Origin of the sequence: Pseudarthrobacter sp. LT1 (genome assembly GCF_035621795.1) — a bacterium.
In the GTDB taxonomy this organism is placed as follows: domain Bacteria; phylum Actinomycetota; class Actinomycetes; order Actinomycetales; family Micrococcaceae; genus Arthrobacter.
The window spans coordinates 2,020,884-2,045,897 of record NZ_CP141830.1 but is presented as its reverse complement, the minus strand read 5'-3'; the positions used below and the strand labels follow the sequence as shown (position 1 = coordinate 2,045,897).

At 61.4% G+C, this 25,014-nt stretch carries 22 protein-coding genes; 16 read left to right on the top strand and 6 right to left on the bottom strand.

Going from position 1 to position 25,014, the window contains the following annotated elements:
• Positions 1-14: 14 nt before the first annotated feature.
• The 8 genes from VIK36_RS09600 to VIK36_RS09565 all read left to right on the top strand — a co-directional run bounded on the left by VIK36_RS09600 (position 15) and on the right by VIK36_RS09565 (position 8,279).
• Positions 15-536: a PadR family transcriptional regulator gene (locus VIK36_RS09600; protein WP_255175315.1), complete on the top strand. Its 522-nt coding sequence runs from the start codon at positions 15-17 to the stop codon at positions 534-536.
• A 289-nt stretch (positions 537-825) separates the two neighbouring features.
• On the top strand, positions 826-1,614 hold the full coding sequence (locus tag VIK36_RS09595; protein ID WP_324644961.1) for an SDR family oxidoreductase: 789 nt from the start codon (positions 826-828) through the stop codon (positions 1,612-1,614).
• A 188-nt stretch (positions 1,615-1,802) separates the two neighbouring features.
• Entirely contained in the window at positions 1,803-3,098 is a 1,296-nt protein-coding gene (locus tag VIK36_RS09590; protein WP_255175313.1) for a CaiB/BaiF CoA transferase family protein, read from the top strand.
• Entirely contained in the window at positions 3,095-4,297 is a 1,203-nt protein-coding gene (locus VIK36_RS09585) for an acyl-CoA dehydrogenase family protein (RefSeq protein WP_255175312.1), read from the top strand. Before VIK36_RS09590 ends, VIK36_RS09585 begins: the two co-directional genes overlap by 4 nt.
• A 49-nt stretch (positions 4,298-4,346) precedes the next feature.
• The gene (locus VIK36_RS09580) at positions 4,347-5,570 is read left to right on the top strand and encodes an acetyl-CoA C-acyltransferase (RefSeq protein WP_324644960.1); all 1,224 of its coding nucleotides are present in this window, start codon (positions 4,347-4,349) and stop codon (positions 5,568-5,570) included.
• Positions 5,570-6,376 (top strand): enoyl-CoA hydratase/isomerase family protein, encoded by an 807-nt coding sequence (locus tag VIK36_RS09575; RefSeq protein ID WP_324644958.1) that lies wholly within the window; start codon positions 5,570-5,572, stop codon positions 6,374-6,376. Before VIK36_RS09580 ends, VIK36_RS09575 begins: the two co-directional genes overlap by 1 nt.
• A gap of 2 nt (positions 6,377-6,378) precedes the next feature.
• A complete protein-coding gene (locus tag VIK36_RS09570; protein ID WP_324644957.1) occupies positions 6,379-7,245 on the top strand; it encodes a 3-hydroxyacyl-CoA dehydrogenase family protein in 867 nt (288 codons plus the stop codon).
• A gap of 89 nt (positions 7,246-7,334) precedes the next feature.
• A complete protein-coding gene (locus tag VIK36_RS09565; protein WP_324644955.1) occupies positions 7,335-8,279 on the top strand; it encodes a LysR family transcriptional regulator in 945 nt (314 codons plus the stop codon).
• Here VIK36_RS09565 and VIK36_RS09560 read toward each other — a convergent pair.
• Positions 8,259-9,998, bottom strand: coding sequence for a helix-turn-helix domain-containing protein (locus VIK36_RS09560; protein ID WP_255175307.1), 1,740 nt, complete (start codon positions 9,996-9,998; stop codon positions 8,259-8,261). The two genes, VIK36_RS09565 and VIK36_RS09560, sit on opposite strands and share 21 nt — an antisense overlap.
• A gap of 197 nt (positions 9,999-10,195) precedes the next feature.
• Between VIK36_RS09560 and VIK36_RS09555 the strand changes: the two genes are divergently transcribed.
• The 6 genes from VIK36_RS09555 to VIK36_RS09530 all read left to right on the top strand — a co-directional run bounded on the left by VIK36_RS09555 (position 10,196) and on the right by VIK36_RS09530 (position 17,547).
• Positions 10,196-11,827, top strand: a complete 1,632-nt coding sequence (locus VIK36_RS09555; RefSeq protein ID WP_255175306.1) for a flavin-containing monooxygenase — start codon at positions 10,196-10,198, stop codon at positions 11,825-11,827.
• A gap of 77 nt (positions 11,828-11,904) precedes the next feature.
• A complete protein-coding gene (locus tag VIK36_RS09550; protein WP_324644953.1) occupies positions 11,905-13,275 on the top strand; it encodes an NAD-dependent succinate-semialdehyde dehydrogenase in 1,371 nt (456 codons plus the stop codon).
• A gap of 28 nt (positions 13,276-13,303) precedes the next feature.
• Positions 13,304-14,353, top strand: a complete 1,050-nt coding sequence (locus tag VIK36_RS09545; protein ID WP_324644951.1) for a 2,3-butanediol dehydrogenase — start codon at positions 13,304-13,306, stop codon at positions 14,351-14,353.
• A 155-nt stretch (positions 14,354-14,508) separates the two neighbouring features.
• On the top strand, positions 14,509-15,117 hold the full coding sequence (locus VIK36_RS09540; protein ID WP_255175303.1) for a cysteine hydrolase family protein: 609 nt from the start codon (positions 14,509-14,511) through the stop codon (positions 15,115-15,117).
• Positions 15,118-15,396: 279 nt separating this feature from the next.
• A complete protein-coding gene (locus VIK36_RS09535) occupies positions 15,397-16,707 on the top strand; it encodes an MFS transporter (protein ID WP_324644950.1) in 1,311 nt (436 codons plus the stop codon).
• A 180-nt stretch (positions 16,708-16,887) separates the two neighbouring features.
• Positions 16,888-17,547: a TetR/AcrR family transcriptional regulator gene (locus VIK36_RS09530; protein WP_324644949.1), complete on the top strand. Its 660-nt coding sequence runs from the start codon at positions 16,888-16,890 to the stop codon at positions 17,545-17,547.
• A 69-nt stretch (positions 17,548-17,616) separates the two neighbouring features.
• Here the strand turns inward: VIK36_RS09530 and VIK36_RS09525 are convergent, their stop codons facing one another.
• Complete coding sequence (locus VIK36_RS09525) at positions 17,617-18,717, bottom strand: NAD(P)-dependent alcohol dehydrogenase (protein WP_324644947.1); 1,101 nt, start codon at positions 18,715-18,717, stop codon at positions 17,617-17,619.
• Between the two features lie 55 nt (positions 18,718-18,772).
• Positions 18,773-19,081 carry a hypothetical protein gene (locus VIK36_RS09520; RefSeq protein ID WP_324644946.1) on the bottom strand — a complete coding sequence of 103 codons (309 nt, stop codon included), beginning with the start codon at positions 19,079-19,081 and terminating at the stop codon, positions 18,773-18,775.
• Positions 19,082-19,164: 83 nt separating this feature from the next.
• Between VIK36_RS09520 and VIK36_RS09515 the strand changes: the two genes are divergently transcribed.
• A complete protein-coding gene (locus tag VIK36_RS09515) occupies positions 19,165-19,743 on the top strand; it encodes a TetR/AcrR family transcriptional regulator (protein WP_324644945.1) in 579 nt (192 codons plus the stop codon).
• A gap of 117 nt (positions 19,744-19,860) precedes the next feature.
• On the opposite strand, the gene VIK36_RS09510 is transcribed toward VIK36_RS09515, so the two are convergent.
• The 3 genes from VIK36_RS09510 to VIK36_RS09500 are packed head-to-tail and all read right to left on the bottom strand — an operon-like array spanning position 19,861 to position 23,860.
• Positions 19,861-20,967 (bottom strand): NAD(P)-dependent alcohol dehydrogenase, encoded by a 1,107-nt coding sequence (locus VIK36_RS09510; RefSeq protein ID WP_324644944.1) that lies wholly within the window; start codon positions 20,965-20,967, stop codon positions 19,861-19,863.
• A gap of 32 nt (positions 20,968-20,999) precedes the next feature.
• Positions 21,000-22,451, bottom strand: coding sequence for an aldehyde dehydrogenase (locus VIK36_RS09505; protein WP_324644942.1), 1,452 nt, complete (start codon positions 22,449-22,451; stop codon positions 21,000-21,002).
• A gap of 59 nt (positions 22,452-22,510) precedes the next feature.
• Positions 22,511-23,860 carry an aromatic acid/H+ symport family MFS transporter gene (locus VIK36_RS09500; RefSeq protein ID WP_324644940.1) on the bottom strand — a complete coding sequence of 450 codons (1,350 nt, stop codon included), beginning with the start codon at positions 23,858-23,860 and terminating at the stop codon, positions 22,511-22,513.
• Between the two features lie 250 nt (positions 23,861-24,110).
• On the opposite strand from VIK36_RS09500, the gene VIK36_RS09495 reads away from it, so the two are divergent.
• Positions 24,111-24,962 (top strand): PaaX family transcriptional regulator C-terminal domain-containing protein, encoded by an 852-nt coding sequence (locus VIK36_RS09495; protein WP_255175295.1) that lies wholly within the window; start codon positions 24,111-24,113, stop codon positions 24,960-24,962.
• Positions 24,963-25,014: the final 52 nt, after the last annotated feature.

The window sequence follows — 25,014 nt, the reverse complement described above, 5'->3', positions numbered from 1 at the left end:
CTAGCATTGTTGTCGTGCTCGAACTGATGATCCTGGGCTTCCTCGCCGAAGGCCCCCTCCATGGTTACCAACTCCGGCGCAAGATGAATGAACTCTACGGTTTCGCAAAGGAGATCAGTGACGGGAGCCTGTATCCCGCCATTCAAAGGCTCATCAAAGCGGGTGCCATTGTGCAGCGCATCGAGAACGGGCGCGCGGCCCAGCGCCACACACTAGAACTCACGCCTAAGGGCCGGGAAGACCTTGAGCAACGGCTTCGCAGCGCTTCAGGCGGAGATGTCAGCGACCTGGGGCGGTTTATGGTGATCCTTGCCTTCCTGTCCCGACTTCCCGACGTCGAAGACCAGCACGAGGTACTCGAGCGGCGGCTGAAATTCCTCGAGGCACCCGCCAGCTTCTTCTACGAAAACGGCAGACCTTTGCGAAGCGCGGATATCCAGGACATCTACCGCCAAGGAATGCTGACAATTGGCAAAGCGGCGAGCCGGGCAGAAATAGCCTGGCTCCGCCACACCCTTGGCGCCTCCGCGAAGTAGGATCCCTCACGATGGGCGTTTCTACTGCTCACTGACTGTCATGTTTATTGCCTCACATGCATCAATAGGGCCAATTTTGGTATTTCCCCTTGGGTAACCTGGCGCAATACCGTGAAGACTCGCGGGATACGCAATCGGATTCACCCACGGCGACCGACATCGAGGTGGGGATTCCGGTGGGCCTCCCTCCTGGTTCCGAGGCCAGCGGCACGACTGTTGCAGCTACTACGGACAAGCCGGGGAAGGACTCCCGCAAGTCACGGACACCCAAACAAAGGAGTTTTGAGCAATGACTGGACGAGTTGACGGCAAACGGATATTGATCACCGGCGCAGGCAGCGGAATGGGCCGGTCGATTGCCAGGCGCCTGGCGGAAGAGGGTGCCAAGCTGACGATCTTTGACCTCAACGCTGAGGCGGCCAATGACGCAAGGGACGAAATCGTTTCCAAAGGCGGTACAGCAATTTCGACCTCCGGCAACGTAGTCCACCGGACGGACGTTGCAGCCGCAGTAGCAGCGGGCGTGGAGGCTTACGGCGGTCTGGATGTCATGTTCGCTATCGCAGGGATCATCAAACCCCTCCATTTCCTGGATGTGACGGAGGAAAACTGGCGGACTACCCTCGACGTCAACGGCCTCGGCTCACTGATCTGCCAGCAGGAAGCGGCTAAACAAATGATCTCGCAGGGGACTGGGGGCAAGCTCGTCCTCACGTCATCGATCGCAGGCCGCCAGGGGTACCCAAACTTCGCCGCTTACTGCGCCAGTAAGTTTGCGGTCAACGCGCTGGTACAGGCAGCAGCCCGCGGACTGGCCGAACACCACATCACGTGCAACGCCTTTGCGCCGGGCGTGGTGGACACGCCCCTGTGGCGCAAGCTCGACCTCGACATCATGGAACTCGGAGACACTTCCGCGCCAGGGCAGGCTTTCAACGAGTTCTCAGGGTCGATACTTGCCGGCCGCGCCGGTACGCCCGAGGACGTCACTGGAACGGCGCTCTACCTGGCATCGGAAGATTCCGATTACATGACAGGCCAGGTCGTCATGATCGACGGCGGCATGGTCCTCGTGTAGTTTCCGGGAGCAAGCCAACGCACTAAAGACAGAGGCATCACCGAGCCACGGTTCGGTGATGCCTCTGTCGTTAAAAGCGGCAATCAATTATTCCTAACAAGACATCAATATAGCCCGGAATAAGTATTGGACCAGAGGTAATGCGTAGTGGGATGGTTGATGCATCGACGAGCATTCAAAGGAGAGCCGTGACGATTCAAACCAGCCCTAACCTCGACTGGCCCGAGATGGCCGGTAGCCATACGTCCCTTGACGAGGTTCCGGCTTCCGACGTCTTCGGCCGTAAGGGAAGCGGCCCCCTTTCCGGTGTACTGGTTGCTGATTTCGGCCGTGTGCTTGCCGGCCCCTACTGCACCATGCTGCTGGCGGACATGGGCGCGACGGTCGTCAAGATCGAAAGCCCTGACGGCGACGAAACCCGGGCGTGGAAGCCTCCCGTCCGGGACGGCGAATCCACGTATTACCTGTCGATCAACCGCAACAAGGGATCCATCGCCCTGGACCTCCGGGACGAGGATGACCGAAGGATTGCCCAGGAAATCGCGCAGCGGGCCGATGTCATGGTCGAAAACTTCAAACCAAACTGCCTGGAACGGTACGGCCTGGACTACGATTCCGTGGCAAAAGCGAATCCAGAAGTGGTGTACGCATCCATCACCGGCTTCGGTACGGCGGGAGGGGCTTCACTTCCGGGATATGACCTGCTTGTCCAGGCGCTGTCCGGCCTGATGAGCCTTACGGGTGCACCCGATACACCGGCATACCGCTCGGGCGTTGCCGTTTTCGACGTCATCACAGGCCTTCACGCTGCGATAGGAATACTCGCGGCCCTTCATGAGCGGACGCAAACGGGCCGGGGGCAGCACATCGAAGTCAACCTCATGTCATCCGCGCTGTCCGGCATGGTCAACCAGACCGCCGGTTATCTGTTGAGCGGCACCGTCCCGGCAAGGCTGGGAAATGAACATCCAAGCATCTACCCCTACGAGCCGCTGCCCACGGGCGAAGGCGACATTGTCATTGCCATCGGTAACGATCCCCAGTTCCGCAAGCTGTGCCAAACCCTTGACCTCCCGCAGTTGAGCCTCGATCCCCGGTTCGCAACGGCTCCGGCCCGCAGCCTGAACCGCGAAGAACTCCGGCCGGTGCTGCAGGCGGCCCTTGGCAAAGCATCTTCTACCGAGTGGTTTGACGTTCTCACCGGGGCTGGAATTCCCTGCGCTCCGATCAACGACGTTCGCCAGGGGCTCGATTTCGCTGAACGCATTGGACTGGAGCCCGTCGTCACCATCGGTGAAGGCAGGGATGCCATCCCCACCGTCCGGAATCCCATCACTTTCTCGAAGACACCCGTCAGCTACGACCTCGTTCCCCCGTCCCATGACGGAAACCGTGACCAGGTTCTTGCCTGGCTTGAGACGGGAAACCAAACCAAGGCACAGCGGCGGCCTGCATCCGCATCACAACGAAAGGTTCAACGATGACCACCACAGCCGACCGGCAGACGGCAACCTCTGATTACTTCCGTTTGGACGACGATCTCACTGCTGACGAGATCGCTATCCGCGACAAGGTCCGCGCGTTCGCCGAGAACCGTGTACTTCCGGTTATCAACGCCTACTGGGAAAAAGCCGAATTTCCCGAGGAACTGCTCGAACCATTGGCTAGGCTGGGTGTCATAGGAACCACAATCAAGGGCTACGGTTGCCCCGGTATGAGCCGCAAAGCCGCCGGAATGGTGGCACGCGAAATGGCCCGCGCCGATGGGAGCCTCAACACGTTCCTCGGCATCCATTCAAACCTCTGCATGGGCGCCCTTAACCTCCTGGGCAGCGCCGAGCAGCGGGAACGCTGGCTCCCGCCCCTGGCCAGGATTGAAAAGACCGGCGCCTTCGCACTAACCGAACCGGAACACGGCTCGGACTCCGTGGCTCTGGAGACCGCGGCCCGGCGCGACGGAGACTCCTGGGTGCTCACGGGCCGCAAACGCTGGATCGGCAACGGCCACGCCGCTGACGTCATCGTCCTGTTCGCTCGAAACACGGCAGATGGAAACGTCAACGCATTCGTTATCGAAAAGGACGCTGCAGGCCGGTACCCCGAGGGCTACTCCCCCACAGTCATCTCTGGCAAGGTTGGCAAGCGTGCCATCCTTCAGGCCGACATCGAAATCACGGAAATGCGGATCCCCGACGCCAACAGGCTGGAATTGTGCCATTCCTTCCGCGATGTCTCCCGGGTGCTCCAGGCAACACGGGGCGGCGCGGCATGGGAGGCGGTGGGCCACGCCATGGCAGCGTTCGAGATTGCAGCGGATTACGCGCTCAGCCGCCACCAGTTCGGAAAACCGATCGCTTCCTACCAACTGGTCCAGCACCGCCTGGCCAACATGCTCAGTGAACTCACCACCATGCAACTGCTCTGTACCCGCATGGCCGAACTCGCCGACCAGGACAAGCTCACCAACGCCATGGCCTCGATGGTGAAGATGGCCACCGCCCAAAAGGGCAAGTGGATCTGCAACGAAGCACGGGACTTGCTGGGCGGTAATGGACTGCTGCTGGAAAACCATGTTGTCCGCCATATGACCGACATGGAAGTCGTCTCAACCTATGAAGGCACCGACTCGATGCAGGCCCTCATCGTAGGCCGCGATATCACCGGAATTTCCGCGTTTAACTAGACCGTCATCCGGCACAAGACAGCACATCACACACATGATTGGAACACCCATGTCTGAGGCCTTCTTGATCGGCGGGGCACGCACCCCCGTCGGCCGCTACGGCGGCACCCTGTCCTCCATCCGCCCGGACGACCTCGCCGCACTCACCCTGCGCGCCGCCGTCGAACGCGCCGGCATTGACCCGGGCGCCGTGGACGAGGTGATTCTCGGCAACGCCAACGGCGCCGGCGAGGAGAACCGCAACGTGGCCCGCATGGCATGGCTCCTCGCGGGGTTCCCGGACACCGTCCCCGGCATCACCGTCAACCGCCTCTGTGCCTCCGGGCTGAGCGCCATCATCATGGCGTCCCACATGGTCAAGGCAGGAGCGGCGGACATCGTGGTGGCCGGCGGCGTCGAATCCATGTCCCGCGCACCGTGGGTGATGGAAAAGCCACACAAGGCGTTCGCCAAGCCAGGCGCCGTCGTCGATACCTCCATCGGCTGGCGCTTCCCCAACCCCGCCTTCGTCTCCGGCGAACTCTCACGCGACGGCAAGGCCACCTACTCCATGCCGGAAACCGCCGAAGAAGTGGCCCGGGTTTACGGCATCTCCCGCGACGATTGCGACGAGTTCGCCGTCCGCTCCCACGAGCGCGCCCTGGACGCCATCACCGCCGGGCACTTCGCCGACGAGATCGTCCCCGTGACGGTCAAGGGCCGCAAGGGCGCCGAAACCATCGTGGACACGGACGAAGGCCCCCGCCCCGGAACCACCCGCGAAGTCCTCGCCGGGCTGCGGCCCGTGGTGAAGGGCGGCAGCGTGGTCACCGCCGGCAACGCCTCCACGCTCAACGACGGCGCCTCCGCGATCATCGTCGCGTCCGAGGCCGCCGTCCAGAAGTACGGCCTCATGCCCCGGGCGCGCATCCTCGACTGCGCATCAGCAGGCGTGGGTCAGGAAATCATGGGCATCGGCCCGGTCCCGGCAACCCGCAAGGTCCTGGACCGGACCGGTCTCGCTGTGGGCGACCTGGCCGCCGTCGAACTCAATGAAGCGTTCGCTTCGCAGGCGCTTGCCTGCATGCGCGAATTGAAGCTTGAGCCCGGCATCGTGAACAACGACGGGGGCGCCATCGCCCTGGGACATCCCCTCGGCTCGTCCGGGTCGCGGCTGGTCATCACCCTCCTGGGGCGCCTCGAACGCGAAGTCACCGAGGGCCGGAAGCTGGGCCTCGCCACCATGTGCGTGGGTGTCGGGCAGGGCACGGCGCTGCTGCTGGAGGGGCTGTGATGACGGAATTGACGTACCACGTCGGCACGGAGTTGGGTGCCGCGGGTTTCTCAACGCTGCAGATTGAGGAGCGGGAAGACCGATTAGCGGTGCGGCTCCACCGGCCGGACGTCCGCAATGCCATCGACCAGGCCATGGTGGATGAGCTGCACCTGGTGTGCGCGTACCTGGAGCGAACCCCGAAAATCCTGATCCTTTCAGGCACGCCCGGGAACCCGGACACCGGAGCCAAAGGCATCTTCGCCTCCGGCGCCGACATCGCGCAGCTGCGTGAACGCCGCCGGGACAACGCACTGGCCGGAATCAACTCCGGCATCTTCGACCGGATCGCAAGACTGCCCATGCCCGTCATCGCCGCCTTGGACGGGTACGCCCTTGGCGGCGGCGCCGAACTTGCCTACGCGGCCGACTTCCGCATCGGCACGCCAGATTTGAGGATGGGCAATCCCGAGACGAACCTGGGCATCCTTGCAGCCGCGGGCGCCACCTGGCGCCTGAAGGAACTCGTCGGCGAGCCGCTCGCCAAGCACATCCTGCTCGCCGGCAAGGTCCTCACCGGCCAGGAATGCCTTGCCGTTGGACTGGTCACCGAGCTCGTTGATCCGGACACCCTGATGGACGCCGCGCACGCGTTGGCAGACTCCATCGCCGCCCAGGACCCGCTGGCAGTCCGCATCACCAAATCCGTGTTCCACACCCCGCGGGAAGTCCACCCCGTCATCGACACCCTGGCCCAGGGCATGCTCTTCGAATCCCAGGCCAAGTTTGACCGCATGCAGGCATTCCTCGACCGGAAGAAGAAGTAGACATGAGCATCCCTGCAATTCCCGCCGGACTCCCCCCAAAGGTTGGTGTCCTCGGCGGCGGCCGGATGGGCGCCGGAATCGCCCACGCCTTCCTAGTCAAGGGTTCCGACGTCATTGTCGTTGAGCGTGACCAGGAAGCTGCGGACGCGGCCCGCGGGCGCGTCGAGGACGCCGTCGGCAAGTCCCTGGCCCGCGGCCTAGCAGGCAGGGCGGCCGACTACACCTCCCGCTTGTCGGTGACCACGGACTACGCCTCCTTCGGCGACCGGGAACTGGTGGTAGAGGCCGTGCCCGAATTGTGGGACCTCAAAGTCTCATCCCTGCGCGCCGTCGAGGCCGAACTCGGCAACGGTGCCGTGCTGGCCTCCAACACGTCATCCCTGTCCGTGAACGGCCTGGCTGACGAACTCGACCGTCCGCAGGACTTCCTCGGGCTGCACTTCTTCAACCCGGTCCCGGCCTCCACGCTCATCGAGGTGGTCGTGGGGAACAAGACCTCCGAGCCGCTGGCGGCCGCGGCGCGTGACTGGGTGGAGGCACTCGGCAAGACCGCCGTCGTCGTCAATGATGCCCCAGGGTTCGCCTCATCCCGCCTGGGCGTGGCCATCGCCCTGGAAGCGATGCGGATGGTCGAAGAAGGCGTGGCCTCCGCCGAGGACATCGACAACGCTATGGTGCTGGGCTACAAGCACCCCACCGGGCCGCTGAGGACCACGGACATCGTGGGCCTGGACGTCCGGCTCGGCATCGCCGAATACCTGCATGAGACCCTCGGAGAACGGTTCGCACCCCCGCAGATCCTGCGCGAGAAGGTGGCCCGCGGCGAGCTCGGCCGCAAGACCGGAACGGGGTTCTTCAACTGGAGCTAGAGAACCGTTTCACCGCTCGATTCTTACTTCCCGTCTAACTGGGTAAGCTCGAGTGATACTCTAAACTCAATAATGAGGGAAGGGATGCTGTGGAAATCAACCAGCTAGTCGCCTTTCTTGCCGTGGCGGAAGAACTGCATTTCGGCCGGGCCGCGGAGAGGCTCCACGTCGCGCAGCCGCCCCTGAGCCGGACCATAAAGCAACTCGAAAATGAGCTGAATACGAGGCTGTTGGACCGGACAACCCGATCTGTAAAACTGACGTCCAGCGGTCGGGCGCTTGTGGGTCCGGCTACGGAAGTCCTCGATGCCCTGCGCCGCGCCGAAGACGCGGTCCGATCGGCGGATGGCGGGGAATCCGGGCTCGTTCGCATAGCCTTCGCGGGCGCCTCCACGCATCAATTGGTTGCGCGCTTGGCACGTTTGGTGAGGGCACAACGGCCAGGCATACAGCTGGACCTTTCCAGCCAAAACTTCGCCCAACCCGCCATGACAAAGCTGGTGCAGGGCGAGACCGATGTCGCTTTCGGACGGTGGGATGTGATTCCGGCCGAAATCGCATCGGAAGTTGTGCTGCGGGACTCCCTGGTGATCGCACTCCCCGACACGCATCCGCTGGCGGGAGCGCGCCGGTTAGCGATCGCAAAGTTGGCCGCGGAAGCGTTCATCTCCTTGCCGTCCTACGAAGGCGCGGTGTTGCCCGACCGGCTTCGTCGGCTCGCACGAGACAACGGCTTTGTTCCCAATGTCATCCAGGTGGCACCCGACACCCAGACAGCGCTGGCTCTTGTCAGCGCGGAAGTAGGGTGCCACCTGACGTTGGCATCGGTGGCAGACAGTGCGACCGATCCACACGTAGTCTTCGTTCCCCTGGCGGACGCCACCGCAGACGTCGACCTCAGAGCCGCCTGGCGCCCGAACGATACGAATCCTGCAGTCAAGGCTGTTCTGCACGAAGTCATGAACCTGAGTAAGGTTTCCAGGAACCAGGTCACCGCAGGTGATGCGGACTACTCACATGGTCGCCTCGCCTGAATCGAGACCGAGCTGACGGAGACGGCGGTAAAGCGTCGTCCTGCCCATTCCCAGCAAATCCGCTGCCTCCGACTTGTTACCACCGGTGGCATCAAGGGCCTTGATAATGGCATCGCGCTCAGCAGTCTTCATCAGCGACAGGGGGCGCCGGGGAGGCGCCTGCTGAAGATGCTTTGGCAGATGCCGTCTTTCGATGACCGAAGCATTGACCGACCGAACCAGATCGGTGACCGTCCTTGCCAACTCGGCCACATTGCCGGGCCAGTTCCACTGAACCAAGGACTGCAGCGCAGCCGGGGACATCGTGTGCCGCGACCCAGCGTCGACTTCATTGAGAATCCTTGTCACCATCCCCGGAATGCGTTCCGGAGTTTGAGCCAGTGGCGCCGTCCGCACACTAATCCCCAAGGCGTCTATGAAGGCCTGGACTCCTTGGGACGCGTCTTCGCTGAACACCGTGACCAAAAGGCTTCCGGAACGATCACCAGCTGTCCATCTCCTCTGCACCGCGTCCACGATCCTGGAGAACACACTGAAGTCGTCGCTGCCGGCGTGTTCAAGCCTGCGTAGGAGGACATCTTTGCCTTGCTTCAAAAGTGACTCGACCCGATCCCAGGGTGTCGGCAATCCGGCTGACATGACGAATACTTCGACTGGGCCCGATTTGCCCCATGTGGCTCGAAGGTCCAGGGCTGCCGTCGCCCGTCCGGTGCCGACTGGCCCCTCGACGACAGCGATCGCTTGCCCTGGGGCGGCCACGAGGGGACCGGACACGGAATGCGCACCGATATTCAACAGGCCGGGCGCAGCTGGTCCGCCGCGCAGTAATGGCTCCATCTCAGAGAAGTGAACAACAAAATGAACCCGCGGCCCGTCACTGACCCTGCGTGCCGTAATTTCGAGCATCGTTCCCTCGAGTTCACGCCTGAGCGTCGGCGAGGAAGACCAGTTATGGGCGTTGAGCACTTCCCAAAGCATGACGTGGGAAGCAACATTCACATACGGCAGGCCCGGGGTATTGGCGAGGATCGATTCGTGGTCCAGCACGACCGTGGGCCGCTGGGAACTGGTAAAGCGCATGAACGACATAGCCAGCGCAAGGTCCTGGGGCCGCGCAGACGTTCGAAGCCTCTCCTCGATCTGCTGGCTGATCTCCCGCGCCAGCGAAAGCATGATCGGATTTGCCGATTGTATTGGCCCACCTAAGGCGATCGAACCCACCACAAGACCAGCCGGCGTATAGATGGGCGCGGCCGCGCAGGCGTTCGTTGCCAACGCGTCGCTGTAGTGCTGGCTTCCCTTGACGAACACTGGCCGCTTTTCCACCATCGACGTGCCCAGTGCATTTGTACCGATGGCGTCCTCGGAGTAGTCGAACCCCTCTGCGGCATGCATGTTATCCAAGCGCCGGCGCTCACTGCTGTCGCTCGTCCGCCTGTCGACGATGCTGCCGCCGCGATCGCTCAGGAACAGGGTAGTTCCGGTGTCTTCCAGTTGATGCTGCCACCGGTCAAGTACCGGCACAGCAGCCCTGCCCAGGAGTGTGTCGGTATCTACGTCGCGGTACCGTTGTGCAGGCCCTGAGGCTTCAACTGCGCTGCCGATCGATCGGCGCCAACTGCGGACGATAAGGTCCGGAACCGATTCGTCTGCCTGGTAGACCCCCGTTAGTCCGGCACGAATTAGTTTTTCACGTGCCTCCCGCACTGGATCAGTCATGTTGCACCTTTGCAGTTTCATCCCTCCCGGGCAAGCGAAAGCAGTGACAATTCTTGCTTTCCGGGTATCAAAGCCGGTATTTCGGGCCCCGTCCCAGTGTTTCAAGTTGAAACACTCAGCCGCTCTTCCGCAGCCGCAGACTGGTTTACACGAAGTGAATTATCTCACACCGTCCTATTAGCCGGAGGAGCACCATCATGGACAAAGTCGTCCCCAACGAGACCCAGCAGCTCGACGCACTCGTCGTGGGAGCAGGTTTTGGCGGCATCTACATGCTGCACAAGCTTCGTAATGAGCTCGGCTTGAATGCTGTAGCCATTGATCGGGCTGGAGGGGTTGGCGGCACCTGGTACTGGAACAAGTACCCGGGAGCCCTTTCCGACTCTGAAAGCTTCGTCTACCAATACTCTTTCGACCGTGAGCTGTACCAGCAGACTCCGTGGGACACCAAGTACGTGCCCCAGGCCCAAATCCTCAAATACCTGAACGGGGTCGTCGACCGGTACGACCTCCGCCGCCATATCCAGCTTGAAACCGGAATGACGGAGGCCGAGTTCGACGAGGCTGCAGGAATCTGGACGGTTCGCACGGACCGCGGGGTTACCTTCCGATCGCGATTCCTTGTCACGGGGCTGGGCCTGCTCTCTGCCACCAACCTGCCGAAGTTTCCGGGCATGGAAACCTTCAAAGGCCGCTTGGTACACACGGGCGCTTGGCCCGAGGACCTGGATCTCACCGGCAAGCGGGTAGGTGTCATCGGCAACGGCTCCACAGGCAACCAGGTCATCACGGCCACGGCTCCGATCGCAGCTCATCTGACGTCATTCCAGCGCACGCCGCAGTACAGCGTTCCCGCAGGCAACCGCAAGCTCACGGAACAGGAGCAGAGGGCCCACCGGGAGAACTTCGAGGCCAACTGGGATCAGGTCCGGAACTCTTCCGTTGCCATGGGCTTCGAAGAAAGCACGGTCCCGACCTTCAGCGTTTCCCCCGAAGAACGGGAGCGGATTTACCAGCGGGTCTGGGAGGAAGGAGGCGGTTTCCGCTTCATGTTCGAGACCTTCTCGGATATTGCCACGGACCCTGAGGCCAACGAAGAAGCCGCGAAATTCATTCGTCGCAAGATTGCCGAGATCGTCAAGGATCCGGAAACACGCCGTAAGCTGACGCCGACCGACCTCTACGCCCGCAGGCCATTGTGCGATTCCGGCTACTACGAAACGTTCAACCGAGCGAACGTATCTCTTGTCAACGTCAAGGAAAACCCTATCGAGCGGGTAACTGAAGAGGGCATCGTCACAGCTGATGGCGTCCTTCACGAGCTGGACGTACTCATCTGCGCGACGGGCTTTGACGCCGTGGACGGCAACTACGTGCGCGTCAATATCCGGGGACGTGCGGGCGAAACACTCAAGGAACATTGGGCTGACGGACCAACCAGCTACCTCGGCATGGCAACCAACGGCTTCCCCAACATGTTCATGATCCTGGGACCGAACGGCCCCTTCACCAACCTGCCGCCGTCAATCGAGGCGCAGGTCGAGTGGATCAGCGAAACCATCAACCACGTCTCGACCTCGGGAACGGGATGGATCGAGGCCAAGGCCCAGACGGAGTCTGACTGGACTGAAACCTGCTCCGATATTGCCCACCAGACCCTCTTCCCCCAGGCAGCATCGTGGATCTTCGGCGCAAACATCCCGGGCAAAAAGCGGACCGTTATGTTCTACCTCGGCGGCATCAAACAGTACCGGTCCATCCTCTCGGAGGAAGCTTCGAACAAGTACCCGAACTTTGCAACCAATGCGGACATCCTGACTCCAGCCTGAAATGGCCGCTCGGCAGTCCGGGAAGGGCAAGGCCAGCCGCCCTTCCCGGACTGCCCCGACATGATGAAAGTCTTTCAATGAAGAAATATGCAACTGTTGATCCCACAAGTGGCAACGTAGTCCAGGAATTCGACACCATGACCGACTCGGAGGTGGCGGCTTCCCTGGGGCGCTCCTACGAGGCATATCGGTCCTGGCACAGGAAGGACCTTGCCGAACGCTGCGCCGTCCTGCAGCGGATAGCAGATCTTCACCGGCAGCATTCCGTTGAGCTTGCCAAGCTCATGACGCTGGAGATGGGCAAACCTATCTCGCAGGCAAGAACCGAAGTCGAACTGTCTGCAGCGATTTTTGAGTACTACGCCACCTCTGGAGAACAGCTCCTCGCAGACGAGGAACTCGATATCGCGGGGGCCGGCCGGGCCCTGGTCCGAACAGCACCCATTGGACCGCTCCTTGGCGTCATGCCGTGGAACTTCCCTTACTACCAGGCCGCACGGTTCATCGCCCCCAATTTGCTGCTGGGCAACACGATTCTGCTCAAGCATGCGAGCAACTGCCCGCAGCAGGCATTGCGCATCGAGGACATCATCCGTGCCGCCGGGGTACCTGAAGGGGTCTACCAGAACCTTTTCGCCACGTCGGGACAGGTGGCGGAACTCATTGCCAGCCCGGAACTGCAAGGCGTATCCCTCACCGGGTCCGAAAAGGCAGGCAGCGCCATCGGCGCACTGGCTGGACAGCACCTGAAGAAATGCGTCCTCGAGCTCGGCGGGTCGGACCCGTTCCTGGTGCTTCCCGCAGCCGACGTGGAAAAGGCTGCCGGCGCGGCGGCCGCGGGCCGGTTCGGGAACGCCGGCCAGGCGTGCACATCCTCGAAGAGGCTGATCGTAGACTCCTGCAATTGGGATTCATTCCTTGACGCGTTCCTGGCAAAGGCAGCGGAATGGCAAATCGGTGACCCCATGAGCGAGGACACCCGCCTCGGTCCGATGTCCTCGCTCCAAGCACGGGCGGAACTGGCCGAACAGGTCGACGATGCGGTAGCCAAGGGGGCCACCGTCCACCTTGGCGGGTTTATCCCCGAGGGCCGCGGTTCCTACTACCCCGCAACAGTACTGTCCGGCGTCACACCGGACATGCGCGCGTACAGGGAAGAACTTTTCGGACCAGTAGCCGTACTCCACCGGGTCGACTCCGTCGACGAAGCAATCACACTCGCCAACGACTCGCCCTATGGCCTCGGCAGCGCCGTGTTCACGGACGACGAGAAGCAGGCCGCCTACGTCACGGACCGCCTGGAAGTGGGCATGGTGGGAATCAACACCACCATCAAGAGTGCCCCAGACCTGCCCTTCGGCGGCGTCAAGAGCTCGGGAATCGGCCGGGAACTGGGCAAGTACGGCCTGAACGAGTTCGCCAACAAAAAGCTCGTCCGCACTATCTAAATACTGAACACACATCCGAGGAGGCGCCATGCGCGCAGCGGTGTACTACGGCAAAAACAAAGTCGAAATCGAAGACGTCCCGGAACCCACACCGGGAGAGGGCCAAGTAAAGATCAAAGTCAGCCGCAACGGCATCTGCGGCACCGACCTCCACGAATATTACGACGGCCCGATCTTCATCCCGCCCAGCGAGCCGCACCCGCTCACAGGGAAATGCCTTCCCCTGACACTGGGCCACGAATTCTCCGGAGTAGTCACGGACATCGGGCGGGGTGTCACCACTATCCGGGAAGGCGACCGGGTTGTCGTGGAGCCCATCTATCGGTGCGGCGAGTGTCGCCCATGCAGGACGGGCCTTTACAACCTTTGCAATGTGATCGGTTTCCACGGGCTGATGGCAGATGGTGGCATGGCCGAATACACCGTCGTCCCGGTCAACCAAGTCCACAAGCTTCCCGACAATGTTTCGCTGGAGATGGGCGCACTCGTCGAGCCGATGTCCGTGGCCTATCATGCAGCCACCCTGGGCGAAGTCAACGATCAAAGCAGGGCACTGATCTACGGAGCCGGCCCTATCGGCATCGGTCTTTGGTTTGCCCTGCGCGGAATGGGACTCACAGAAATCGACGTCGTCGAACCCACCGAGACCCGCCGCAAGTCCATCGAGGCCCTCGGCGCCCGCACCCTGGACCCAACAAAGGAGGACGTCACGTCCCTCATAGCCGACCGGACCAATGGCGACGGTGTAGACGCCGCCTTCGACGCTGCAGGAGTCGCCCCCGCAGTACAGTCAGCCCCCGAATGCCTCGGGGAACGCCGGCCCCTTATCAGCGTGGCCATCTACGAAAAGCCACTGCCAACGCCCCTGATCAACCTCGTCCTCAGGGAACGCCGCATCCAAGGCACCATCTGCTACACCAGCGCCGACTACAGCGCAGTCATCGACCTCATGGCCAAAGACCACTACAACACCACAGGATGGGTCGAGGACATCCCCCTCACCGGACTCATCGAAGACGGCTTCGAACAACTCCGCGCAGGCAAGAAGATGAAACTGCTCATCGACCCCGCCAACTGACCCCAGGGCGACCCGTTGCTGCAGCATGAACAAAGGCTGGGCCCGCAGTGGCGGGCCCAGCCTTTCTTGGTGCGGGAATAGAATACCTCGAACCGAGGGTTACAGCTTAGGGCATTTCCGCTCGATTCCCTTAGCCATATGAAACAGGAGACTCCATGGCCAACACTCCCCTTGCTGCCGGCGATACAGCACTACTGCTGGTAGATCTTCAGAATGACAACGCCCACCCAGAGGGCGCTTTCGCCTCATTCGGGGCAGCCGACCACGCGCGTGAGCAGGGCCTGGTTTCCCACGTGCGGCAATTGCTCGAGTGGGCACGAAGCAATTCAATGCCGGTCATCCACAACCGGATCGTGTTTTACCCCGGTGGCAACTATGGCGGCACCAACGCCCCTATCTTCCGAATGATCGGCCCGGAGTCGCTGAAACTCGGCTCCTGGGGCGCCGATGCCCTGGAAGGCTTGGAGGCGCTTCCGGACGAGCCCGTCCTGATCCGCAACCGCATGAGCAGCTTCAACGGCACCGGCCTGGACGTGCTGCTGCGGAATTCGGGGGTTAGCACGGTTATTGTGGCAGGCGTTTGGACCAATATGGCCGTGGAACATACGGTGCGTGACGCGGCGGACCACGGCTATCGAGCGGTACTCGTGACAGATGCGACGTCGAGCATCAACGGGGACTGGCACGAGGCGGCTCTATCGTATGCCTTGACGAACATCGCCGAGCTCCAAACAACCGCGGAAATCACCGGGTCGACTGCCTGACTCCGCATATGAGCTTTCAACGGCCGCCGCGGGATTTCCGAACGCCCGCCCGAAGCAAGAGCTACTGACGGCAGTAATCCCAAATCGACGGAACGAAAAGCGTGGCCAGCAGGGGCTGGCCACGCTTCTTTGTACCCCTAGACGCGTCACAAATATTCCCCCGGGGACAGGGGCTTGTGGCGGGGCGCACAGTCCAGTAATAATGAATAGTCACTATTAGCTATTTAGCTGACGAACCCCGCACTTCGCCCCTTTGGCGCCCAAATCTCGGAGACATAGATGTCCATCGGAAACCACAACGTTCTTGCCCCGCGCACGCGCGGGCAACGTCCCACCGGCCTCGCATGCGGAGAAAGGCCTACAGAACCCAAAGGTCCACTGTTCATTGCAGCCCTAGCCCTTGCCCAACTGACCCTGTTCATTGCCCTCCTGGGACCCGTCATGGTCTCGATGGCTCTTAAAGTTTCAACACTTACTGAAGATCCCACGTCGCGGACAAGCATCGTCGGTTCCGTCCTGGGTATTGGTGCCCTGGCGGCCGTAATCGGCAACGCGGTTTTCGGGCGGCTTTCTGACAGAACTACCTCCCGATTCGGGCGCCGCCGGCCATGGTTGATCGGCGGCACCCTGGTCATGGCCGCAGCACTGCTCGTCATCAGCCAGGCCACCAGCCCCGAAGTCCTCATGATTGGCTGGTTCGTGGCACAACTCGGAGCCAACGCAGCCATCAGCCCCTTTGTCGCCACCCTGGCAGATCAGCTGCCCGAAAAGCAGTACGCCAGTGTTTCGGCCACCATCGGCGTGATGCAGAACGTCGGCATCCTGGCGGCCACGTGGTTTGCATCCTTGTTTGCAACTGACATGCTGCTGCTTTTCATGGCCCCTGCTGCCGTCGGCGTCGTCGGCATGGTGATCTATGCACTCGTCCTGCCAGATCCCGTGCTAGAGACACGGCCGGCCAAGTTCACCGTGAAGGAGCTTGTCCAGTCCTTTTGGGTCAACCCCATAAAGCACCGCGACTACGGGTTTGCCTGGTGGTCAAGGTTCCTGATCTTCCTGTCCAGCTTCATGTTTACCTCGTTCCGCCTTCCCTTCATCGTGGACCGGCTGCACCTTGAGACGGCACAGGCAGCCGGCGCGGTGTTCATGGGAGTGCTCGTGTACACGGTGGCACTCGTGCCGGCGAGCTACCTGGCCGGATGGTTGTCCGACCGCACGGGCCACCGGAAGCTCCCGGTCGCCCTGGCTACCGCTCTTTTCGCCGTCGGCACATATGTTCTCGTCCACGTAGAAAGTGTTGAACAGTTCTACCTGGTCGAGGCATTGCTGGGTGTGGCCTTCGGCATTTACGCAAGCGTGGATATGGCATTGGTGCTGGAAGTCCTCCCTAACGCCAACAGCACCGCCAAGGATTTGGGCGTCTTCAACATGGCCAATGCAGCGCCGCAGTCCCTGGCGCCCTTTGCAGGCGCCTGGCTCCTGACCGTCGGGGCAGCGGCAACGCCCAACTACGGCCTACTGCTGGGTGCTGCTGCAGCTGCGGCGCTCGCTGGAGCACTCGTCATCCTGCCCATCAAGGGAGTTAGGTAGCACCGCCCTGTACGCCTTGGCATCCTCCCGGCCGTAGGCTGATATGGGTCGCACGCGTACGGGATGTTCTTTGAAAGCTTTTCCGGCGCCTCGCGCGCGGCAACCCCAGTCCATTCCAAAGACGGTGACGGTCCGCTGCAGTAGCGGACCGTCGCCGTTGCGGCACATCCAGGAGAGATCATGCAGTCTGCCACCGCTGCTCGTCCGTCACGCCGCCCGAGCGGCCGTCCGAAGGGAGCTGATGGCACCATTCGACGTGAGGAGATTCTCACGGCGGCCACCCAGCTGTTCTCCGTAGAGGGCTACAGGGGGCTAACAATGAGCGCCATTGCCCGGGGCTGCGGAATGAGTCTCTCCGGCTTGGTGCACTACTTCCCTACCAAGGATCTCCTTTTGCAGGCCACCATGGAACGTCGCGATGATGTGGACCAGGCCCGAATTGCACAACCTGGGAAAGCCCGCCCGCGGGGATGGGCCTATCTGGAGTCCCTCGTCGAACTCGTACGGCTCAATCAGCAGCAGGAAGGAATTGTCCGGCTGTTTACCACCGTCGCGGCCGAGGCCGTGGACCCCAATCACCCAGCGAATGCCTGGCTGCGCAGCCACCATCAAAGCTCGGCCCAGCGAATCCGGCAGGCGCTTGTCGAAGCCATGGAGGACGGGACCCTGGGCGGGGACGCCCCCGTCGATTCGATTGCCCGCAGCCTCATAGCTGCAATGGATGGGCTCCAGATTCAGTGGTTGTCTGACCCGGACTACCCGGACATGGCCGAAGACTTTGAGATGTTGGTGTCCACAATTCGCCACCAATGGGGATTGGGGCACGCCCAGGAGGACTAGCTTTGGCACCAAACGGAAGTGGGTGACGACGAAGTCGTTGGCGTCGCCACCCACTTGGCACAATCCGGGTCAGAAGATAATGACCGGCTTGATCGTCTTGCCGCTCTTGGAGTCCTCGAAGCCCTGGTTGATGTCCTCGAGGCTGTAGTCGCCAACGAGCTTCTCGAATGGAAAGCGTCCTGCCCTCCACAACTGGATAAGCCGCGGAATGAACACCTGGGGCACGGAACTACCCTGAACCACGGTCTTGAAGGTCCAGCCTTTCACCAGCGAAGCGCCTACTTCGAAGGCGACTTCAGTACCAGGCTTCGCCGCGCCGACGAGCGCGACCGTTCCGCGGACCCCCAGGGCGTCGGCTGCCTGCCGGAGCAGTGCCGGAATTCCAGTGGTATCCACAACGTAGTCCACGCCGGCTCCTGCAGTGATTTCACGCAACCGTTCTGCCACGTCCTCGGTCTTCGAGTTGATGACGTGTGTTGCACCAAGTTCCCGGGCGAGTTCCAAACGAGAGTCGTGGATGTCGACGGCGACAATGACACCGCAGTCCGCCACCTGCGCTGCCATCACTGCAGCGCAACCTACTGCGCCTGTGCCGAAGACAACGAGCGAGGATCCGATTTCCGGCTTGAGTTCATTGAGGACGGTGCCTGCACCGGTGTTGATTCCACATCCCAGCGGGCCGAGATGCTCCAGGGGGATGTCCTTGTCCACGCGGACGACAGACTCTTCGACGACGTTTGCATACGTGGCAAAGGACGACTGGCCAAAGAAGTGGGATGAAATAACCTCGTCGTCCTTGCTCAGGGACGTCGCACCGTCGGCACGGCGCCCACCGAAGTCCGCAGCCATCAAATTCTCGCAGTAGGCCATCTGGCCGTTGCGGCACCGCTTACAGTGGCCGCAGTACGCAGCCGCCAGAACCACATGGTCGCCAGGCGCGACAGAAATGACCGAGTCACCGACTGCCTCGACGATCCCCGCACCTTCGTGGCCCAGGACGGCTGGCAGCGGGGTGGGGTAGACGCCGTCTCGGACAAGGGTATCGGTATGGCATATTCCGGTCGCCACCATGCGGACCCGGACTTCATTGTGGCGCAGATCGTCCAGCTCGAGCTGTTCAATCGTGAATGGAGCGCCGTTCTCACGTGCTACAGCAGCAGTTATCTGCACTGCAATCTCCTTGTCATGGTCACGGGGATGGCAAGCATCCCCGGTTGCGGAACCGCTATATGCGTTTCGCACGGCGCTGCACTCTGGTGCGCCTCGCCCTTCCGAGTTGTGTTTGAAGCAGGAGGAGCCGGGGCACCGCGAAGTACACCGCGATGGGGACCACCACCAGGGTTAGAACGAACGCGCGCAGCACAGGGTGCAGTTGCGGAGCCAGCGCCCCCAGGGCGCACATGCCTGCTGCGGCCATCGGAAATATGGCCAGCCACGTTACGACCGCACGGACATGCACGGATGCAATGCCGGTTGCGTGACGGTGATGCATGTCCGTTTCATCGGCGGCAAGAGCCCTGCCCTCGTGTTCCATCCAGTCTCCAAACGTTCGGTTGGACTAACCGTAGGCCTACCCCCGTGAAATTGCAAACGGTCAGTTGGAGTTACGATTGACGTATGGCATGGGACACGGACGCAACAAAGGCGAAGCTCCTCGACGCAGCTGTATCCGAGTTTTCCGAACGCGGCTTTTCGGGTGCACGTGTGGACGACATAGCCAAAAGGGCGGGATGCAACAAAGAGCGGATCTATTTCTACTTTGGGAACAAGGCAAAACTCTTTGAGGCCGCACTTACACGGGAGCTCGGTTCAGCACTGGGCGATCTACCCATACGTGAGTCTGGACCAGCGGCCGTTGCCGAGTTCGCAGGACGGTACTTCGACTTTGTTACGAGCCATCCATGCCTGGCGCGCCTTGCCGCCTGGGAGGGCCTGGAGCGGGACAATCCGGTCGGTGCAGAGAAACGGGCCATACATGCGGCCGGCAAGGTAATGGAGATCCGCACCGCACTTTCCGGCATAAGCGAGGCTCTCGCGGAAGATCTCCTGCTCACCATCATCACCTTGTGCCACGCCTGGATGACGAGCCAGAACGTTCATGTCGTTATCACGGGCACGCCCGATCAGGCCCGGCGCCGCTCCGCGATCATGCGGACCACTGAACTCCTCGCACGCGACACTTCGGGCGTGAGCTAGGGATGGCCTAAGTTTTGCCGGGACCTGCTTGAACACAGAAGAGGTCGACGCCGGGTGGGCACCCGCCGTCGACCTCTCCTGTACGAGGTGACGAAGCTCAGGCAGCAGAACCGCTCATCAGTGCTGGAACACAATGACGGGCTTGATCACCGAGCCCTGGGCGGAGTCCTCGAAGCCCTGATTAATCTCTTCCAGGGCGTAGTTACGCATAAGCTTGTCCATTGGGAAGCGGCCTTCCTTCCACAGTTCGATGAGCTTGGGAATGAACACCTGGGGCACGGAACTGCCTTGGATTATGGTTTTGAATGTCCAGCCCTTGACGAGTGACAGCCCGATCTCGAAAGTAACCTCGGTTCCCGGTTTCGCTGCGCCCACCAGGGCAAGCGTGCCCCGCAGGGCCAAGGCGTCTGCCGCCTTGCGAAGCAACTCCGGCCGCGCCGTGGTGTCAACCACATAATCGGCGCCGCGACCGTCCGTCAGGCGAAGGATCTCGTCCGTAAGGTCGAGTTGCTTGGTGTTGATCGCGTCTGTCGCACCGAGCTCCTTTGCGAGATCAAGACGGGAGGCGTGGATGTCCACGGCGATAATGCGGGCGCAGCCCGCCACCCTCCCGGCCATAATGGCGCCGGACCCGACCGCACCAGTACCAATCACAACGAGCGTGCTGTTCAAAGCTGGCTTCAACTCGTTGAGGACTGCCCCTGCTCCAGTTTGGATACCGCAACCGAGTGGTGCCACGATGTCCAGCGGGACGTCCGCGCCAATCCGGACGACGCTTTCCTCGACGACATTCGCGTAGGTAGCGAAGGACGACTGACCGAAGAAATGGGAGGAAATGACTTCCCCGTCCTTGCTCAACGCGGTAGTTCCGTCCGTCCGCCGGCCTCCAAAGTCGGCGGCGAAGAGATTTTCGCAGTAGGCCATCTGACCGGAACGGCACCGGTCACATTTTCCGCAGTATGCCGCGGCGAGCAGAACGTGGTCACCCGGCTTTACCGTCGTGACGGAACTGCCCACCTGCTCCACAATGCCTGCACCTTCGTGTCCCAACACGGCCGGGAGCGGAGTCGGATATACCTGGTCCCGGACGATGGCATCGGTGTGGCAAACACCTGACGCTGCCATCTTGACCCGAACTTCGTTTGGACGAAGTTCATCCAGTTCGAGATTCTCGATGCTCAGTGGCTGATGTGGCTCTCTGGCCACCGCTGCGGTTACCTGCATTGTTTCGCTTCTTCTCCTTCGATTGGGGATTCCTAGAACGGGTACTGCTGGTCGGACTGCTCAACGGTGATCCACTTGAGCTCGGTGAATTCGTTGATGACTGCCCGGCCGTCGAACCGCCCGTATCCGCTGTTCTTCATGCCGCCGTACGGTGCTTGTGCCTCGTTCTGCACCGTGGCGCCGTTCACGTGGACATGGCCTGCCTGGATCCGCATAGCTACCTGCAGAGCGCGCGTGCTGTCCTTCCCAAAGACCGCAGCTGCCAGGCCGTACTCGGTATCGTTGGCAACCTGGACTGCCTCTTCGACCCCGGAAACGCGAACCACAGTGGTAATGGGACCGAACGTCTCCTGGTCATAAATGTCCATCTCGGGCCGTACCTTATCGACAATCGTGGCAGGCATTGAGGCGCCGTTGGCGCGGTCACCAACCACCAGTTCAGCACCCTTCGCGAGGGCGTCGTCGATGAGACCGTTGATCCTGGTGCCGGATTCTTCGCGGATCATGGGGCCAACAATGCATGCCTCATCCGTAAGTGGGTCACCGGCTGTAACCTGGGCAGCGCGGGCAGCGAACTTTTCAACGAATTGGTCGGCAACGCTCTCGTCAACCACAAAACGCTCAGTGGACATGCAGATCTGGCCTTGGTACAGGAATGAACCAAAGACTGCTGCGTTGACGGCACCATCGATGTCGGCATCATCGAGCACCACGAACGGGGCCTTACCCCCGAGCTCGAGCAGGACAGGCTTCAGATACCGGGCGGCCTTCTCGGCAATGATGCGGCCCACGGCCGTTGACCCCGTGAAATTGATTCGACGAACCGCAGGGTGGGCAATGATTGCCTCAACTACCCGATCGGAGTCTTCAGCGGTGCTGGTCAAGAAGTTCAGGACGCCCGCGGGAAGACCGGCTTCATGCAGGACCTCGGCAATGATCGCATGGGTTTTGGGGCTGGTCTCCGAGGCGCGGAAAACAACCGTGTTACCGCAGACAATGGGATACGCGATGGCACGCGCTGCCAACACTCCGGCACCGTTCCACGGCGCCATGCTGAGGACAACTCCAGCCGGCTGCCGAATAGTCATCGACAGGGTTCCCGGCTTGTCCGTCGGCAAGGTCTCGCCCTGGATCTGGGTTGCAAGTCCTGCGGCTTCGCGGAACAGCTGCGCGGTCAGAAATACGTTAAAACCTGCCCAAAGCCCTGCGGCGCCAACCTCGGACATCATGGTCTCGATAAATTCCGGTCCGCGGCGCTCCATTATCTCAGCAGCCTTCAACATCACTGCGCGGCGCTCGCTCGGTCCCGAGGTGGACCAGGTACTGAAGGCCTTCGACGCCGACTCCACGGCATCCAGTGCATCGTTCACGTCCGCTGCTGCGCTCTCGGTCACGAGAGCACCGGTTACAGGGTGCCGGCGTTCGAATGTCTTGCCCTCACGGCCATCCCGGGGCTGGTTGTCGATGATGAGTTGCGTCTGCAAAATGACTCCTTAGTAGATGTATTTCGGCACGAGCGGCGGGGCCGCCTGAATGACGGCGGTTAGTGATGAATGGTATTCGCGGACGTTGCAGCCGGGGCGCTTGCATTTTCTGCTTGGGTGGCGCCCCGGCGCGGAACCGCCAGGACGGCGACGACGCCGATCGCTGCCGCTACCGCCCAGATGGAAAAATTGATGAAGTTGCCCAGGGAGGCAGCCACCAGGACGCCACCGCCGGAGATGGCCAAGACGGCCCCAATGCGCCCGATTCCCAGTGTGATGCCCAAGGCAGTCGCCCGTGTGGCGCCAGAGAAATACGTGGCTACAAAGCCGTTCACGAGGATCTGGGCGCCAACTGAACCAAAGCCCACCACCGCGACGAGGAAGTACATCGCGACCAACGGCATGATTCCAGTGCCCATGAGAACCAGTGCGACGCCGGAGCATGCAAACGAAATGGCGGTTACATTGCGGGGCCCGAATTTGTCGGCCATCCGGGACGATACGAGCACGCCCACGACGGCGCCGATGTTGACCGTGAGCAGGAAGGTCAGCGACGAAGCCAGCGAGTACTTAGCAATGACCATGAGCTGCGGAAGCCAGGTGTTCAAGCCGTACACGAGGGTCTGCCCGCAGATGCCAGCCAATGAAAAAAGGACTGTTGCGGCGAGGAGCTTACCCGTCAACAGGGTGCGGAACCTGCCCTTCTCAGGCGTGTCTCCCCCAATCCGGACGGGCGGCAGTTGGTCAAGGCCGTAGTCGGCAACGATTCGCTCGGCCTGCGCCCTGTCGCCTTTCGCTGCAAGGTAGGCCGGCGACTCCGGGAGGAATTTGAAGAGCAGCGGAACAACCACAACCAAGGGAATGCCGCCGAGGGCGAGCATGCCCTGGAACCCCAATGACGACAGGAAAGCAAGCGACAGCAGAGCAGCCAGGATGCCGCCCACGGCGTACCCGGAGAACATCAGGGCGTTGTTGAAATTCCGGCGGTGGGACTGGGAGAACTCGACCGTCAACGCAATGGCCGTCGGGATGACACCGCCCAGGCCCAGGCCGGCCAGGAAGCGGAAAAGGCCGAACAGTTCCGGGGTGGGGGCCCAAGCGGTCAGCAACATCAGGAGTGAGAAGGCTGCGATGGAAGCCATCATGACCTTGCGGCGGCCAACGATATCAGTGAGGTAACCGATAAGGATCGCGCCGATGAACATTCCGGCAAGAGCGTAACTGCCGATCGCTCCCGTCTCTACTGGCGAGAGCCCCCAGGGCTTGTATGCCAGAAGCTTGGGAACGATGGCGCCATAGACGACCAAGTCGTAGCCGTCGAAAACAATGGCCAGGAAGCAAAGAAAAATGACAATACCCGCAGACTTGCGGGGGCGAACCGAGGACGGGGCTGGCGATTGAAAAGCCATGAGGACTCCAGGTGAAATACACGACGTTGTGGTGGTTCCAGAGAACGTGGGGGCCAGTTGTGACCTGACCCACAAATAAATGTAACATTAAACCGTTGGGCGTCAAGATGAAGTTGCATAAATTTTGACACGCCCACCGCCCGGAAACGTGACGATCCCGCGGGGCTGATGCGCGGCCGCACCTTCCTATACTTGTTTCACATTGGCTCGAGCCGCCCGTTGAGCGCGGCGCAAAGATATGGAGGGTTCCATGCAGTGGAAACCCAGAGCACTGATCCTCGACCTTTTTGGGGATTACCTTCGATACGCAGGCAGCGAGGTCAAGCTCGCTGATATCACGGCACTGCTGGCAGTTTTCGACATTGAGCCTGCGACCGTACGGGTCAACCTTTCCCGCCTGCGGAAGGAAGGCTGGTTCACCACCCGGCGCGTAGGCCGGGAGACGGTCTATGCACTCACGCCGCATATGCTCGACATCCTCGACGAGGGGCGTGAGCGGATCTTCCGTCGCCGGGATGACAGCTGGAATGGCCGGTGGACGATGGCTATCTACCAGGTTCCAGAATCAGAACGTTCAGTCCGGGAGCAACTGCGGAAGCAGCTCGCCTGGCATGGCTTCGGCCAGCTTTCACCCTCCACATGGCTCAGCCCCCATGACCTGATGACCGAAGTCCGGGAGATTGCCGACGAAAACCCATCCGCGAAAGTCGACGCGCTCTGGTGCGGGACCGGAGATCCTGCAAAAGACCGCGAGCTGGCCGCGAGATGCTGGGACTTGGGTCAACTCGGAAGCGACTACGAGCGGTTCATGGCGACCTATGCACCCCTCAACGACGAGGCCGGCAATGCTGCAAAAGATGGGCGCGAGGCCCTTATCGACCGGACGCGCATCATCGGAGACTTTCGCCGCTTCCTCTTCCGGGACCCATACCTGCCGGCAGAACTCCAGCCCGAAAACTGGCCAAGCAGTGATGCGTACCGGCTCTTCGGAGCCGCCCACAGGCAATTGGGTCCCAAGGCCACCGAGTACGTTTCGCGAATCCTGGGGCACTCAGTTGGCCCGGGCCAGGAGGTTCAGGAGATGGCGGCTGCTGACATGTAACAAATACTTGACGGTGCGCATCGATTGGTTACATACTTGTTGCCGAGACCTC